This is a genomic window from Streptomyces hygroscopicus subsp. hygroscopicus (assembly GCF_001553455.1).
Classification (GTDB): domain Bacteria; phylum Actinomycetota; class Actinomycetes; order Streptomycetales; family Streptomycetaceae; genus Streptomyces; species Streptomyces hygroscopicus.
This window is the reverse complement of record NZ_BBOX01000085.1, coordinates 1-15,168: the sequence shown is the minus strand read 5'-3', so window position 1 is coordinate 15,168 and position 15,168 is coordinate 1. Positions and strand designations below refer to the sequence as shown.

Here is a 15,168-nt window from a genome sequence, read left to right as displayed (position 1 = left end):
CCCCGGCGACACCTTCCCGACGGACGTCCGCGAACTGGCCGCGGTGGGCCGCTACCTGGGCTACGGCCCCGGCCACGTCGGCGAAATGCTCGACGACTACCGCCGCACCACCCGCCACGCCCGCGCCGTGATGGAGCGCCTGTTCTACGGGTACGAGGGCTGACCGTCCGGCCAGGCGGCCGGGGGGCGGCCCCGACGGCACACGGCGTCCGGATGCCGGATGGCGCCCCGGCGGCGCCGGGCAGCCCGAACCGGGGGACGGGACGTCCCGCCGTCAGCGCCATCGAGCCCCGTCAGCGCCGTCGAGTGCCGTCGAGTACGGCCAGTCCGTCCGGCCCGCCGGGCGGTCCGGACGCGGGCGCCGACCTGCTGCGCCGAGATCCCGGGCTGACCCCGGGGCAGCCCGCACACCCCGCTCGACGCGGGCGAACAGGAGCACCCCCGCACCCCCGCATCCCGGCGCGCGGTACGCACGGGACCCGCGCGGCGTCCGCCCAGCACGCCGGTGCCGTCAGGGGCGGGAGCCCGCCGCGTGGGCGCCGCTGGGCAGGGGCCGGCGCAGACGCTCCCACAGCCGCCGGGTGGCGGCTCCCGGGTCCGCGTGCGTTCCGGGAGCGCCGTCGCCCCACCGCATGACCAGGCGCTGGTCGGCGTAAGGCGGCCAGCGCGGCAGCGTCCCGCCGGGCGCGCCGTCGCCGTCGGGGCGGCCGGTACGGGCGAAGGAGACCCACGCCCCGCGCAGCGCATCGGAGAGTTCCCGCGGGGCGTCGGGGCCGGTGAGCGGGTCGGAGAGGTTGCCGAACACGAAGCCGATCTCCGCCATGTGGCAGGCGCCCAGGGCACCGTCGAGGACGGGCGAGGGCCACGCGAACTCGTAGACGAAGGTGTCCGCTCCCTGTGCGGCACGGACCTCGGCCACCCGGAGGGCCGGGATCCGGTAGGCGTGGTCGCTCATGGCCGCGGACAGCAGGTCGCCGGGGGCCGCACCGGGGTGCGCCGCCGCGTACGCCCCGCGCGCCTCGACGGGGTCCAGCCCGAACCCGGCCAGGAAACCGTGCAGCACCTCGTCCGTGATCCGCGGACCCATCCCCAGCGGAACGAGGAAGAGGCGGAACTCCTCGCTGGTGGTGCCGGTGAGCAGGTCGATGTCCCGGCTCGCGCCGCCGGCGAGCGCGTCGATCGGGCGCTCGGGGAGGGTGATTCCGTCGACGACGGGCAGCACGGTGGTGCCCCCGCCCGCCGATTCGCCCCACTGACCGGGGTCGGTGGCCTGCGCGATCTCCCGGCCCAGGGCGCCGTTGGCGGCGACCAGCCGCTCGGGCGGTACGGCGGCCAGGCCCTCGCGCGTGGGCTCCGCGCCGGCGAGGGCGGCCAGCCGCTCGGTGACGCGCCGGGCGATGTCCTCGGGGTGGCTGTGATGCCCGGCGCCGCTCTGGGTGATCGCACGGCGGAACAGTCCCCGGGCCCGCGGCATGGTCATGAGCGCGGTGATGCTGATGGCGCCGGCGGACTGCCCGAAGACGGTGACGTTGTCCGGATCGCCGCCGAAGCCGGCGATGTTGTCACGGACCCATTCCAGTGCGGCGATCTGGTCCAGGAGGCCGAGGTTGGCCGTACCGTCGGGCAGCAGCAGGAATCCCTCCGCGCCGAGCCGGTAGTTGAGGGTCACGCACACGACGCCCTCGGCGGCGAGCCGCGCGCCGTCGTAGGAGGGCAGGGAACCGGCACCGTTACGGAACGCGCCGCCGTGGATCCAGACCATGACCGGAAGCCGTCCCCCGGTGCGGCCCGGTGCCGGCGTCCACACGTTCACGCTCAGACAGTCCTCACCGGGCTCTACGGCTTCTTCCAGGAACGAGGCCATCGCGGGGAGGTAACCGGGCTGGGGCGCGGACGGGCCGGGGACGAACGCGTCGCGCACCCCCGTCCACGGTTCCGGTGGTTCCGGGGACCGCAGGCGCCGTGCGCCGAAGGGCGCTGCCGCATAGGGAACGCCCAGGAACGCCGTGACGTCATCCTTCCGGCGTCCGCGTACCCGACCTGCTGTTGTGGAGACGGTGACGTGCATAAACCCTCATCGAAGTGCTCGTTCTTGATCCGCATCCTTTCCGTGCGCCCGGCGGGCGGACAACTTGTTTTCCGGCTTTTCCGGCGGTTCCCGCGCGGCGTCGCCCCGAGCCCGCCTCCGCAGGCACCGCTGGTCTCCCCTCCGCGCGGCGGCGCCTCAGCGGGCAGGGGTCACCGGGACCGGCGCGGAGCCCCGTACCAGCGCCAGGACGTCCGGCGGGGCCTGCCCGGTGTCTCGACGCGTCCGGTGGCCCACAACAGCGTGGACGAAGCGCTGTCGGTGACGGGTACGTCGGGGAACAGCCGGGCGAGCGCCTGTCGGCTCAGGTGCTCCGGTGGGTTCCCGTCGCGCTGGATGCCCTGAGCGATGTCGTACGTGTGGACGAGGACCTCGACGACGCCCATGGCCGCGAACCCCTCCGGGTCGGAGGCGCCGAACACATGCGGGGCCAGCACATCCGGGGCGGTGCTGTCCACGACGGCGGCGAGGAGCCCGCCGCACGCTTCGACGACGGTCAGCAGCCCGTCGGGCCCCGCCGTCTCGTCACCGAAGATGACGTTGACCGGCCCCTCGGCGCGATCGCTGGACAGGCGCAAGGGCACGCGCGGGACGCCCATCGGATGCGCGAGCCCGAAGCGCAGCGCATAGGTGAGCAGGTCGTCCGCGAGATGCTCCAGAGTCTCCCAGCACGTCCACTCCAGGTCCCCGGCACGTTCACGCCACTGCTGGGGCGGGGCACCGGAGAGGACCGCGACACAGTGGGCGACGGCCTCCCGTACCTGCTTCCCGCCGACCGGCGCCTCTGTTTCTCCGCGATACGGCACGCGGTCAGGCTACAAGGCAGGACGGGCCGGCCCGTCTCCGGGCTCCGGAACGGTGCCGGCTCCGGCCGCCCCGAGCTGCCCGGATCCGGTTCGTCACGCGGCTCGCGCCGGCCGCGCCGAGCCGACCGCACGGGCACAACGGCCGTATGTGTCATGCGTGGTGGCTGCGGGGCAGCTCCGGCTCGTGCCGCGGTGTCCGCTCGTGCCGGGGCAGCAGGAGCGGGGTGGCCAGGATGAGCAGTCCCGCGACCGTGAGGGCGGTGCGGGGGCTGGTGACGTCGGCGAGCAGCCCGCCGAGCGCGGTGAGGGTGGCGATGGACACCTGCTGGCCGATCGACCAGGCCGTCAGGGTGCGGGCGACGAGATGCCCGGGGGTGTGTTCGAGCCGGTAGGTGGCGAGCACCGGGGTGTACAGGCTCATGTTGATGATGATCGCCAGCTCGACGGCCATCACGGTGACGAGGCCGACGACGCCGGGACGGACGAAGGCCAGGCCGATCAGCCAGATGGCGCGCAGCGTGCCGACGGTCCGGAAGACCGCGGGCCGGCCGTAGCGGGCCACGACACGGCGGGCCAGCCGCGAGCCGATGAGCCCGCCGAGACAGGGGGCGGCGAAGGCGAGGCCGTACTGCCAGGGCGGGAACCCGAGCCGGCGGAGCAGGAGCACGGCCAGCAGCGGCTCGGTGGCCATGATCAGTCCTGCGACGAGCAGGTTGTTGAGGTAGAGCGCCCGCAGGCCGGGGTGGCCCATGATGTGCCGCCAGCCGTCGAGCAACGCGCCCGCCCGGACCGGGCTTTCGCCGGTTGATCGCGGCGCTTCCTCCCGGTCGTGAATCGCGGCGAGGCCCAGCGCGGAGAGCAGGTAGCTGAGCGCGTCGGCCACCACGGTGGTGACCGGTCCGAACAGGCCGATCGCCGCCCCGCCCAGCGGCGGCCCGACCGCGATGGAGCTCCAGTTCGTGGACTCGAACCGCGCGTTGGCCACGAGCAGGTCATCCGGCCGGACGAGGGCCTTGAGGTAGGCGCCGCCGGCCGCGTTGAAGGCGATCTTGGCCGCGGCGACCAGGGCCGAGACCACGAGCAGCTGGACGAAACCGAGCCGGCCGAAGGCATAGGCGACCGGGATCGTCGCCATGACCGCGAACCGGGCCAGGTCCGTCACGATCATGACCGGGCGCTTGCGCCGGAACTCCACCCACGGCGCGAGCGGCACCGCGATCAGCGCGCCCACCGCGGGCCCCACCGCGGACAGCGCGGACACCTCGGCGGGACCGGCCCGGCACACCAGCACGGCGATCAGCGGCAAGGCCCCGAACCCCAGCCCGGACCCGTAGGCACTCACCGCGTAGGCCGCCCACAGCCAGCCGAACCGCCGGCCCAGCGATCTCCTGCCCACCATGCTCAGCGCCCCCTTGACGTCCCACCGGACAAACCGCCGTTGACCGGTGAGAGCCAACCGAGCGGCACAACAGCAGGTCAAACAACTGACCTGCCACTCATCCACAACCATCCGTTGTCACTTAAGGTGGACCGGCGTGGATCTCGAAGCCGTACGCACCTTCGTCGCCGTCGTGGAGGCGGGCCAGTTCCAGAAGGCCGCCGCCGACCTGTCGGTCACCCAGCAGGCCGTCTCCAAGCGCATCGCGGCACTCGAGCGCGACCTCGGCGTGCGGCTGTTCACCCGCGTCCCCCGCGGCGCCGAGCCCACCATCGACGGGCAGGCGTTCCTCCCCCACGCACGCGAGTTGCTGCGGGTCGCCGAGCGCGCGGTCGCCTCCGTGCGCACCGGCCACCGCCCGCTGCGCGTCGATGTGATCGCCTCGCGTGTCGCGCCGTCGGGCCTGATGCGCGGCTTCCACCACGCGCACCCCGAGATCGACCTCGATGTGGTGATGCTGTTCGACGTCGATACGGCCATCGCCGCCATCCGGTCCGGTACGGTCGACGCGACCTTCCGCGCCGTCGCCGCGCCCGGCCGGCCCCTTCCCGAGGACATCGAGTCCGTCCGCGTGCTCGACGAGCCGCTCCAGCTCCTCACCGGCACCGCCCACGCCCTGGCGGGCGCCCGGTCGGTGACGCTCGCCCAGCTCGCCGGGCACCGGATCTGGATGCCCGGCATCGTCCCCGGTACCGAGTGGGCCGCCTACTACGACGACCTCGTCGCCGCATTCGGCCTCACCATCGAGGCGACCGGCCCCAACTTCGGCTCCGACGCGCTCCTCGACACCATCGCCGACACCCCCGCCCTGGCCACCTTCATGAGCGAGCACACCCGCCTCGTCTGGCCCGCCGGCCACGGTCTGCGCCGCATCCCGGTGACCGGCCCGACGCCCGTCTACCCGCACTCGCTCCTGTGGCACCGCGACAACCGCCACCCGGCGCTGGCCACCCTCCGCGGCCACCTCGCCACCGTGGCGGCCGGCCACGACGCCGCCGGGACCTGGCGGCCGGACTGGGTGCTTCCGCGCTGAACCCGCCGTGTGCCGAGGGCCCGTGGACCCGTCGGGCCATGCCGCACGGGCCTGCGCGGGCGGCTTGGGAAGACACCGCCGCGATCAGGATCAACGGCCCCCCGGTTCCGGGGTGTGCGGCGCCTTGTACCATCGGCTGCGACAGCGTCTAGGGTTCCGGTGCCGGATCGGGCAGGGTCGGGTACGTCTGGTCCGAGCGACGCCACCGTGCTCAACCGAGCGAGCGCGGTCATCTCAAGGGACAAAAGCCTGGAGGACCCCATCCGGTGCGCGCGCACCGGAGTTGAGGTGGTCCCGCACATGCTTGCTCTCGTTCTGCTGTCCGCTCTCGCTCTGGCCGCCGGCGTCCTCGGCGGCGTCGTGGGCACCGGATCGTCGATGATCCTGCTGCCCGTGCTCGTGTGGCTCTACGGTCCCCGGGCCGCGGTCCCGGTGATGGGGGTCGCCGCCGTCATGGGCAATGTCGGTCGTGTCGTGGCGTGGTGGAGCCGGATCCGCTGGAAACCGGTTGTCGCCTACGCCGTCCCCGGGATACCCGCCGCGGTGCTGGGTGCGCGCACGCTGCTGACCGTCCCGCCCACGCTCGTCGACGGATGCCTCGCCCTGTTCTTCATCGCCGTGATCCCGCTGCGCCGGGCCGCGGCACGCGCACAATGGCGGCTGCGCACACGGCAGATGGCCCTCGCGGGGGCGGCCGTCGGATTCCTCACCGGCATGGTCCTGTCGACCGGTCCGCTCAGCGTGCCGGTCTTCACCGGCTACGGGCTGACCAACGGCGCCTTCCTCGGTTCCGAAGCCGCCAGCGCCCTGCTGCTCTACGCCGGCAAACTCGCGACCTTCGGCGGCGCCGGCGTCCTGAGCGCGGACGTCGTCACCCGTGGGCTCGTGATCGGCGCGGCCCTGATGACCGGCTCGTTGCTCGCGCGCCGCATCGTCCGCGCGATCCCCGCACACCGCCACGCATTGCTCATCGACATGGTCCTGGCCTCCGCCGCGGCCGGCATGCTCCTCAGCGCATGGCGATGAGGCCACGGCCGCTGCGCAGACCTGGCACCTGCCGCGCGGACTTCGGCGCCCCGCGACCCGTACCACCGACCTGAGCGGGGCCGTTGCCCGCCGCGCGGTTCGCCCCACCGGCGGCCGGCCCATACGCGGCCGGCGCGGGCCCGCCCGGAACGCGGTCGGCGACCCCACGCCCGCGCCGGTCGCCGCGCGAGCACATCCGGCCACCCGTCAGGCGACCCCGGCGGGCCAGGGTGAAGAACGCGTCCGCGCGGCGCGGCACCGTCAGCGGTTCCCCGGAAGCCGCGTACAGGTAGATGACAACCGTCCCCGCCGCGCCCTCCAGGAGCCCGTCCGATGCACCTCTCCCGTTCCCTTCCCCGCCGGACCGCCGTCACCGCGGCCACCGCCGTCACGGCACTCGTGGTGACCGCCTGCGGCAACGACGGCAGCGCCGCTGCCGGTCCTCCGACCTCCACCCGCACCACGTCCGCTCCGGCCTCCGCGCCCGCCGGACCGCACAACCAGGCCGACGTCACCTTCGCCCAGCGGATGATCCCGCACCACCGCCAGGCCGTCGTCATGGCCGGTACGGCCGGCGAACACGCCTCCTCCGCACAGGTGAAAGCCCTCGCCCGGGAGATCCGCGAGGAGCAGGAACCGGAGATCCGGACCATGACCACCTGGCTGAGAGCCTGGGGTGAGCGGGTGCCCCACGGCATGGAGGGCATGGGCCACGGCACCGCCTCAGCGATGCCCGGCATGATGAGCGACCACGCCATGCGCCGGCTGAAGAGCGCCTCCGGCACCGCCTTCGACACCATGTTCCTCACCATGATGATCAAGCACCACCAGGGCGCCGTCGCCATGGCCGAGACCGAGAAACAGCACGGCGTCTACGGCCCGGCCAAGAAGATGGCCGCCGGCGTCGTCACCACCCAGACCGCCGAGATCACCCGGATGCGCGCTCTGCTGGGAACCAGCTCACCACCGGCGACGACACGGTGAAACGCCCGCCGTGAGCGGCGCCACGGTGCCGCCCGTGGCCCGCCCCGCCGGGCGTCCCCATGAGGTGGTGGGGCGAACGGGGCGGGGGGAACGACGGACCGGCCGCCCGAGACCATGAGCCGACCCGGGACGTCGGCCGTGTCACGGCGCCAAGGAGAAGTAGTTCTCCTCTTCCTGGGAGAAGTGCAGCCGCAGGACGGTGTGCAGCCCGTAGAGGCAGGAACGCAGATCGTCGAGTTGACCGGCGTCCAGGCCGCCTCGGGTGTGGGCCAGGCGCAGATGCGTGGCGATGCGCCGGGAGAGCCGCTCGATCTCGGTATGGGCGCGGCTCATGGTGGCGGTGGTCTCGGGGCCGCCGAGCATGGGAGCGAGCGCGGGGTACAGCTGGTGCTCCTCGGCGTACTCGTGCGGCAGGAGCCGTTCGGTCAGCAGCCGGTGCGCCTCCTCGACGGCCGCCAGGGCCGGGGGGCCGGAGCTGTCGCAGAGGCGGTCGGCGGCGGCGCGTACCGCCTCGAGCACATCCTGGAGATCGTCGTGTTCCGCCGCGAAGCGGTGGATGAGCGCCTCGGCGGCCGGTGTGAGAGCCGGCCGCGCCGCCTGGTCGACGCGCAGGGCCCGCAGGGCGTTGAGGATGACGGCGATGTCGATGCCCTCCTGGAGCAGGGCACCGGCGGCGGGCGGGAGCAGGCCGGCCGCGGCCGCGGCCATGGCGGCGAGCGACAGCAGCATGCCGCCCAACGCGCTCTGCACGGCGATGCGCCGGGCGCGTCCGGCGATGGCGACGGCATCGGCGAGGCGGTCCACGCGGTCGGTGGTCAGCACGATGTCGGCGGCTTCGGAGGAGGCGGTGGAACCGCGGGCGCCCATGGCCACCCCGACGTCCGCCGCGGCGAGCGCCGGGGCGTCGTTGACGCCGTCGCCGACCATGACGGTGGCGGCGCGCTCGCGTTCGGCGCGGACCGCGGCGACCTTCTCCGCCGGACTCAGCTCGGCCCGTACGCCGTCGAGACCGAGGACGGCGGCGACTTCGTGCGCGGGTTCGGCACGGTCACCGGTGAGCATCATGATCCGCTCGATGCCCGCCGCCCGCAGGTGGCGCAGGGTCCTGGGGGCGTCGGAGCGTATGGGGTCGCGCAGCAGGAGGGCGCCGGCCATATGCCCGTCGACGGTCAGCCAGGCGACGGCCGCACCGTCGAGCAGCGCGCGGTTGTCCACCGCTCTGGCCCAGGACGGCACGGCACCTGTGGCGTCGATCCGGCCGATGGACGCCCGGTGGCCGTCCACGGTGCCCGAGGCGCCCCGGCCGGGGTCCTCGGTGACGTTCGACGCCGCGGGCAGTTCCAGTCCGCGTTCCCGGGCGGCGTCCACGATGGCGTGGGCCAGTACGTGGGGGGAGTACTGGTCGAGTGAGGCCGCCAGGCGCAGCACCCGCGCCGGCTTCCATCCCGGTGCGCCGGCCACGTCAAGGACGCGAGGACGGCCGCCGGTGAGGGTGCCGGTCTTGTCCAGCAGCAGGGTGCGGGCCCGGCCGAGGCTCTCCAGCGCGCCGCCGCCGCGGATCACCACGCCCAGGCGTGAGGCGCGGGACAGGCCGGAGACGATCGCGACCGGCGCGGCCAGCAGCAGCGGGCACGGGGTGGCGACCACCAGGACCGCCACCGCCCGTACCGCGGAGCCGCTCAGCAGCCAGGCCAGCCCGGCCACCGCGAGGGACAGGGGCAGGAACCAGGCCGCGTACCGGTCGGCCAGGCGGACCACCGGAGCGGATTCCGCGCCGGCCTGCCGGGCCAGCCGCACGATCTCGGCATAGGTGCTGTCCCGCTCCGTGGCGGTGGCCCTCAGGTCGAAGGCGCCGCCGGCGTTGATCACCCCGCTGCGGACGGCTTCGTCCCGCGCGTGCTCGACGTGCAGGGGTTCCCCAGTGAGCACCGACTCGTCCAGGACGGCGACGGCGCTCGCCACGCGGCCGTCGACCGGAACCACTTCCCCCGGGCCCACCACGAGCAGGTCACCGATGCGCACCTCGGCAAGCGGCACCGTGCTCACCCCGGCGTCGGTCAGGCGCCGGGCCGTGCGCGGCGCGCGTTCCACAAGGGCCCGCACATCGTGGGAGGCCCGCCGCTGAGCCGCGGCTTCGAGAGTGCGGCCGGTGGCCAGCATCAGCGCGATCAGCGCGCCGGCCAGGTACTCGCGCACGGCCAGGGTGCCGCCGAGCGCCAGGACCGCGATCAGGTCCACGCCCGCGTGACCACGCCGCAACGCGGCCACGACCCACCCCACCGCCGGGACGATCGCGCACACGGCCCCCAGGCCCCACAACAGATCCGCGAGACCGCCGGCACCGATGGCCCAGGCCACACCGCCGGCCGCCAGAGCGGCTGCCGTGACGGCGAGGAGGGACGGCTCCAGATGCGCGGAGACGGCGGCTGCCGAACGGCGGACCGGCCCCGCGGCGGCGCGGTCGTTCATGGGTACACCTCTGCTGTCCATCCTCGGCCCGCACCCGGTGCTGCACATCTCGGCGCCGGCCCCTGTGGAACAGCGGTCCGCCGGCCCCGCGGTCGTCGCCCCGGTCACCAGGCCAGTCGTCGTCCCGGACACCAGGCCGTGAGGGCGCCGGTCCCGCTCCGCACCCGTGGTGCTGACGAGCCGGGCGGCGATGGGGCGCGGGCTCGTCCCCGGCGTCGCGTCAGAGCCCGAACGCCGCGGTCACCCGGCGATCAAGATCATCTACGCTCATCGCGGTGTCGACCTCGATGGAGCGCAGTCGCAGACGCTCGGTTTCCTCCCGGAGGCGTGCGGTGAACATGCGATCACGTTCGGCGAGGTAGCGGCCGGCCCGTGCCGGATCGCTGGTTCTCGCGACGAATCCCTCCCCTGCCACGGACCGGCGCTGGATGGCGGAGTGCCGGAAAGCGGGCGTGGGAAGAAGCCAGACGGCGTGCTCGGGAGCGGCGAGGAGAGGCTTCACGAGACGGGGGAGCAACCGGAAGCCCTCAACGATGACGCGCGGTTCCGGCGGCAGGCGAAGAAGGTCTTCGACGATGAGGGCGAAGCCTTCGCCCCGAAACCAGTGGAACGTCTCCAGCATGACCTCCGGAGAGCGGTTCACCCACCGCTGGTCCATGTCCATGGCGATGAACCGGTGGAGGAAGGGGGCTTCCTCGGCGGTGGTCCGCGCGGCGTGATCCCCCATCACGTCGTCGGTCGCGTAGAGGCGCCAACCGTAGCGGTCGGCGAGCCTGCGGGCGATCGTCGACTTGCCCGCACCGCTTCCGCCGCCGAGCCACAGGACGTGCCGCAGCCGTGCCGGGAGCTGTGCGGCGTCGGCCACTTCTTCATGCTGTCCGGACCGCATCCCTCTTCCGATTCCATGAGACGACCAGGGCGCTTCTCATTGTGGTCCCCCCGCTCGTCCACCTGCCCCCGCCTCGTGCCCCGGGCGCGCGACCGGCCCCGCGGGGTGCCTCGGCGGGGCCGGTCGCATATGCGGTGCTGGTCCATCAGCCGCGTCCGCCCCTCTTCACGGCCCGCCCGCTCCGCGATCGTGCGGAAAGATGGCCAGCGGGCAATGAGCTTTGTGCAGCAGGACGTGGAGGACCTGGCCCGACGGCGAGCCGAGACTCTCCGTCACCCGGTGGCCTACGGCCAGCAGGTCGGCATGCTCCGTTGCCCGCAGGAGCGGGTCTGCCCAGGATTTCGCGTTGGCCACCTGCGTGCTGACGGTCAGGTCCGGAAATTCCCGCCTGAGGCGATCGGCCAGGCGTGCCAGCTCGGCGGCGGGCTGGTGTGCCGGGCCGTCCGGCCTGTGCGCCGTGAGCACAGCGCTGCCGAGGGTGTGCAGGGGCGTCCGGACAGTGGTGAGCCGCAGTGACGCCTGGCGCAGCTGGGATTCGGCTGCGGCGAGGCGCAACCAGTCGAAGTCCTCCGCGTGGTGCACAGCGGCTACCACGACTCCGGTGGCCGGCCGGCCGGTGTCGCCGCGGACGACGATCACGGGTTCCTTGGGATGTGTGGTGAGCTGCAGAGCCACCGAACCCAGCAAGAACTCCTCGAAACCGTTGATGTCCCGGCTGCCGACCACGATGGTGCCCTCGGTCTGCGCAGCCGTGCGCAGAGCGGCTGCCGGGGTGCTGTGGGTGAGTTCGGTGACGACATGGAGGAGCGGGAAGGCATGGCGCACCGCCTGGACGGTGCGATCCAGCAGGGCGGTGTTGGCCTGGTCGATGGCGGCGAGGTCGGTTCCGGACAGCAGGATTCCCATGTGCTCGGTGCTCGCCGCGTGGAGAACGCACAGGGTCCGGCCCCGCAAGGCGGCCTCAGCGGCCGCCCACAGGGCCACCGCCTGGGCATGTGGTGAGTGATCGACACCGACGACGACCGGTCCTGTGGGCACGCTCGGACCAGAGTTCACGCTTCCTCCAGCAGGCGGCTCCATCCAAAGACGCAGCCACTCAGACCGTGTCCCCACCGTGCGGGGGGCACGGCAGCGTGCGGACCGTCGGTGCACGGGCACCGCGGCCACGGAAAGTGGTGATCGTAGCGGTTCCCCGTCGCGGCCCAGGGGGACGTCGCCGACATGCCGTGGGCAGGTCACCCCCCTGCACCACCAGGTTGCGCCGGAGGGCTCAGGACGGCATCCGGCGAACGTGACCGGAAGGTACGCCCGCGCGGTCGGCCGACGGCCGACCGCGCGGGTCACTGCCGGACAGGGGGTACCGCCTGGGGCGGGAGCTTCCGGCCGCGCTTGGCGCGCCACCGATGGCCGCCCTCCCCGGGAGCCCGGGAAGAGACGGCCCTGCGCGACAGTGGTGAGGCTCATGACGCGGCCACGGAAACCGGTTCATGACGAGAGGCCGGGGCGGCCGGACCGTCCGGCGATCTCTCCGGAGGTTGGCAAGAGGCATCCGCCACCGGGCACGGCCGGCGTCAGCGCGGCAGAAGCGGCACCAGCACGATCCCGACGAGATCCACCGAGAAATGCATCACGATCGGCGCCAGGAGACTTCGCCGCCACAGGTAGACAACGGCGAAGACCAGGCCGGTCGTGCCCACGGTCAGCACCCCCGCCCCTCCTTCGTAACCGTGACCGACCGAGAAGACCGCCGACGACAGCACCACCGCCCAGGGACGGCTGCGCAGCACGCTCGCGAACCGCAGGATCAGATATCCGCGAAAGATCGTCTCCTCGGCCACCGCGACCACCGCGACGAGCGCCACGGCGAGCAGCACCTCACCCGGCGTGGGCGCGGGCAGCAGCCCCGACGCGGACGACCGCGGCCCGGACAGCCCCGCGGCCCGGAGAGCCGCGGCCAGCGCCGACATACCGACCAGTACCGGCGCCGAGAGGACGATCCCCCAGGCGATCTCCCGCCCCGCGCCGCGGCGGACCCAGCCAATGGCCGCGACAGTCTGCCGGTCACGGGAGAGCAGGAGAAGAATCAGGGCCACCAGACCCACATCGCGCAGCACCGTCGCGACCGCTGCCAGGGAGAACGGCAACCTGCCCTGGCCGACCGCGAGGAACGACAAGGCCATCGACGGCATGATCAACAGCAGGAAGACCCCCGTCTCCGCCAGCTCCTGGCGACGGGAGAGGAACTCCGCGGACGGCCCGTGCTGCATGAGAGCTCTCCAGGTATGTGGTGCGAATACGTGGTGCGAATACGTGACGGGCAGGCTCATCGAGGATCTCATCGGGCAGTGATGAGTGGGCGGTACACGAACGACGGGCGGGGGCGGCCCCTTCGGGAGCCGGCCGGAACGGAACCGGTGCGCGGACCCGCCGCCGTCCTGGGCGGGAGCCGACGCTCGTCCCGCTGCGGCGGGGCCCGGTCAGGAACCGCCGAGCCGGACGGCTTTGACGAGCAGGAGCAGAGCGCTGAGGATCAGATAGCCGCGCAGGGCCGTCATGCCCAGCCTGGTTCCGGCGGACCAGCGCACCGGCTGCAGCAGCGCCAGGGGTGGCATGCGCCAGGCGAGTTTCTCGGCGGGCGACATCGCGGGCACCTCCCGGACAGGCCCGCGGCGCCGGGTCAGGCGGAGGCCGACGGCGGTGGCGATCAGCCCTGTGACCAGCACGGCCGCCAGCCAGATCGTGAGCCGGGTGACGTTGACCCGGGGGAAGAGCGTAGTGGCCATCAGCGTGCCGGAGAGCATCAGCAGGACGGCGATGATGACGGTGGCGACCACGTTCAGCCAGCGGGGGTTGACCCACGGGCCGAGTACCTCGGTGTCGTTGCACAGCAGGAGCAGGAACACGCTCGCGGAGGGCAGCAGCAGTCCGGCCAGCGCCTGGACGGCCTCGGTGATCAGGCCCAGGGGGGCGCCCGGGAGCAGCACGACGGCGGCGGCGACCAGGACCAGCAGGCTGTAGGAGGCGTAGAACCGCTTGGCCTCGCCGAAGCGGCGGTGCAGGGAGTGGCGCAGGTTGAACACGTCGCCGAAGGCGTAGCTGGTGGCCAGGGTGACCGCCGCCGCTCCGATGATGCTGGCGTCCAGCAGGACGATCGCGAACATCACGCCGAGCACGGGGTCGCGGCGGCCGAGGGCGTCGGCGACTCCGGCGGCGTCGGTGAAGTGGCCGTGCGCGGCGGTGCCGCGGGCCGCGAAGTCGGCGATCATGACCAACGCGGCGGCGCCCGCGACGACCACGAGGGAGCCGATCACCGTATCGGCGCGCTCGTAGCCGATGAAGCGGGGGGTGATGCGTTTGTCGATCACGTTGGACTGCTGGAAGAACAGCTGCCAGGGGGCGACGGTGGTGCCGACGACCGCGATGATCAGCAGGACCGCCTCGCTGGTGACGCCGCCCTGGACGCCCGGCACGACGAAGTCGTGGGCGGCGCGGCCCCACCGCGGCTGGGCCATGAAGGTCAGCGGGACCAGCAGCAGGCTGGCGCCGATGAAGGCGAACATGGCCCGCTCCCAGCGGCGGAACGAACCACTGGCGGCCACGGCGATCAGGGCGAGGGCGGCTGCCGGAACGACGACGTAGCGCGAGAGGCCGAGGTACTCGCAGGCCAGAGTGACGCCGATGAATTCCGTCACGATGGTGAGGAAGTTCAGCAGGAACAGGTCACCGACGCTGAACCAGCCCCAGAAACGGCCGAACCGCTCGGTGATCAGGCGTGCGTGGCCGACGCCGGTGACCGCGCCCAGCCGTACGACCATCTCCTGGTTGACGATCAGGACCGGGATGAGCAGGAGCAGCACCCACAGCAGGGAGTAGCCGTAGTTCTGGCCCGCCTGCGCGTAGGTGGCGATGCCGCCCGCGTCGTTGTCACCGACCATCACGATGATGCCGGGGCCGATGATGGCCAGCAGGGTCAGCAGCCGGGCTCTGCAGCCGGGACGCTCCTCGACGCGTTCGCGGGGGATGCGGCCGAAAGCGCCCCGGATCTCGCCGAGGTGGGCCTCGTCGAGGACGGCGCTGGGCCGTGCGGGGCGTGACGGTGGCGGTGCGGGGCGTGACGGCCGTGCGGGGCGCGACGGTGGCGGTGCGGGGCGGGCCCCGGGTTTCCCCGCGGACGGCTCGGCACGGCGTCCCGGGGGCCCTGGTGGACGCTTCTCCTCCGGCGCCTGCGGGGGCTGCCCGCGCTCGGAGGGTTCCGCGGGCCGCTTCCGCTCCGCCGGGCGGGGCTCTGCCGGGTGGGGCTCCGCCGGTCCGGCCGGGGCCTGCGCGCGGTCCGGGGCCTGCGCGCGGTCCGGGGGCTGGGGGTGCTCGGGTCCGGGGCGGTCCGGGGGCTCGGGGCGGGCGGGGTCCTGCGGGCGGCGGGCCGGGGGGTGGGGGGGG

General features: G+C 73.4%; 11 protein-coding genes. 3 read left to right on the top strand and 8 right to left on the bottom strand.

Annotation, left to right across the window (positions count from 1 at the left end; translation table 11 throughout):
- Positions 1-511: 511 nt before the first annotated feature.
- The 3 genes from AXW62_RS09645 to AXW62_RS09635 form a co-directional block, all read right to left on the bottom strand.
- Entirely contained in the window at positions 512-2,068 is a 1,557-nt protein-coding gene (locus AXW62_RS09645) for a carboxylesterase/lipase family protein (RefSeq protein ID WP_060944138.1), read from the bottom strand.
- 170 nt (positions 2,069-2,238) lie between these two features.
- The gene (locus AXW62_RS09640; protein WP_060944137.1) at positions 2,239-2,892 is read right to left on the bottom strand and encodes a maleylpyruvate isomerase N-terminal domain-containing protein; all 654 of its coding nucleotides are present in this window, start codon (positions 2,890-2,892) and stop codon (positions 2,239-2,241) included.
- A 151-nt stretch (positions 2,893-3,043) separates the two neighbouring features.
- On the bottom strand, positions 3,044-4,291 hold the full coding sequence (locus AXW62_RS09635; RefSeq protein ID WP_060944136.1) for an MFS transporter: 1,248 nt from the start codon (positions 4,289-4,291) through the stop codon (positions 3,044-3,046).
- 136 nt (positions 4,292-4,427) lie between these two features.
- Here AXW62_RS09635 and AXW62_RS09630 point away from each other — a divergent pair, with 136 nt between their 5' ends.
- The 3 genes from AXW62_RS09630 to AXW62_RS09620 all read left to right on the top strand — a co-directional run bounded on the left by AXW62_RS09630 (position 4,428) and on the right by AXW62_RS09620 (position 7,373).
- Complete coding sequence (locus AXW62_RS09630) at positions 4,428-5,363, top strand: LysR family transcriptional regulator (protein ID WP_060944135.1); 936 nt, start codon at positions 4,428-4,430, stop codon at positions 5,361-5,363.
- 300 nt (positions 5,364-5,663) lie between these two features.
- The gene (locus AXW62_RS09625) at positions 5,664-6,389 is read left to right on the top strand and encodes a sulfite exporter TauE/SafE family protein (RefSeq protein ID WP_060944140.1); all 726 of its coding nucleotides are present in this window, start codon (positions 5,664-5,666) and stop codon (positions 6,387-6,389) included.
- A 333-nt stretch (positions 6,390-6,722) separates the two neighbouring features.
- Complete coding sequence (locus tag AXW62_RS09620; protein ID WP_060944134.1) at positions 6,723-7,373, top strand: DUF305 domain-containing protein; 651 nt, start codon at positions 6,723-6,725, stop codon at positions 7,371-7,373.
- A 141-nt stretch (positions 7,374-7,514) separates the two neighbouring features.
- Here the strand turns inward: AXW62_RS09620 and AXW62_RS09615 are convergent, their stop codons facing one another.
- The 5 genes from AXW62_RS09615 to AXW62_RS09595 form a co-directional block, all read right to left on the bottom strand.
- Complete coding sequence (locus AXW62_RS09615) at positions 7,515-9,842, bottom strand: heavy metal translocating P-type ATPase (RefSeq protein ID WP_060944133.1); 2,328 nt, start codon at positions 9,840-9,842, stop codon at positions 7,515-7,517.
- Between the two features lie 220 nt (positions 9,843-10,062).
- On the bottom strand, positions 10,063-10,707 hold the full coding sequence (locus AXW62_RS09610; RefSeq protein WP_252368556.1) for a hypothetical protein: 645 nt from the start codon (positions 10,705-10,707) through the stop codon (positions 10,063-10,065).
- A 189-nt stretch (positions 10,708-10,896) separates the two neighbouring features.
- A complete protein-coding gene (locus AXW62_RS09605) occupies positions 10,897-11,769 on the bottom strand; it encodes a universal stress protein (protein WP_060944131.1) in 873 nt (290 codons plus the stop codon).
- A gap of 533 nt (positions 11,770-12,302) precedes the next feature.
- Positions 12,303-12,998, bottom strand: a complete 696-nt coding sequence (locus AXW62_RS09600) for a CPBP family intramembrane glutamic endopeptidase (protein WP_060944130.1) — start codon at positions 12,996-12,998, stop codon at positions 12,303-12,305.
- 210 nt (positions 12,999-13,208) lie between these two features.
- Positions 13,209-14,774, bottom strand: a complete 1,566-nt coding sequence (locus tag AXW62_RS09595; RefSeq protein ID WP_060944139.1) for an NRAMP family divalent metal transporter — start codon at positions 14,772-14,774, stop codon at positions 13,209-13,211.
- Positions 14,775-15,168 lie beyond the last annotated feature (394 nt).

What these genes read in the sequence shown, in the direction of transcription:
- AXW62_RS09645 (WP_060944138.1), bottom strand. Translation starts at nt 2,068, where the DNA reads ATGCACGTCACCGTCTCCACAACAGCAGGTCGGGTACGCGGACGCCGG.
- AXW62_RS09635 (WP_060944136.1), bottom strand. Translation starts at nt 4,291, where the DNA reads ATGGTGGGCAGGAGATCGCTGGGCCGGCGGTTCGGCTGGCTGTGGGCG.
- AXW62_RS09625 (WP_060944140.1), top strand. Translation starts at nt 5,664, where the DNA reads ATGCTTGCTCTCGTTCTGCTGTCCGCTCTCGCTCTGGCCGCCGGCGTC.
- AXW62_RS09620 (WP_060944134.1), top strand. Translation starts at nt 6,723, where the DNA reads ATGCACCTCTCCCGTTCCCTTCCCCGCCGGACCGCCGTCACCGCGGCC.
- AXW62_RS09615 (WP_060944133.1), bottom strand. Translation starts at nt 9,842, where the DNA reads ATGAACGACCGCGCCGCCGCGGGGCCGGTCCGCCGTTCGGCAGCCGCC.
- AXW62_RS09600 (WP_060944130.1), bottom strand. Translation starts at nt 12,998, where the DNA reads ATGCAGCACGGGCCGTCCGCGGAGTTCCTCTCCCGTCGCCAGGAGCTG.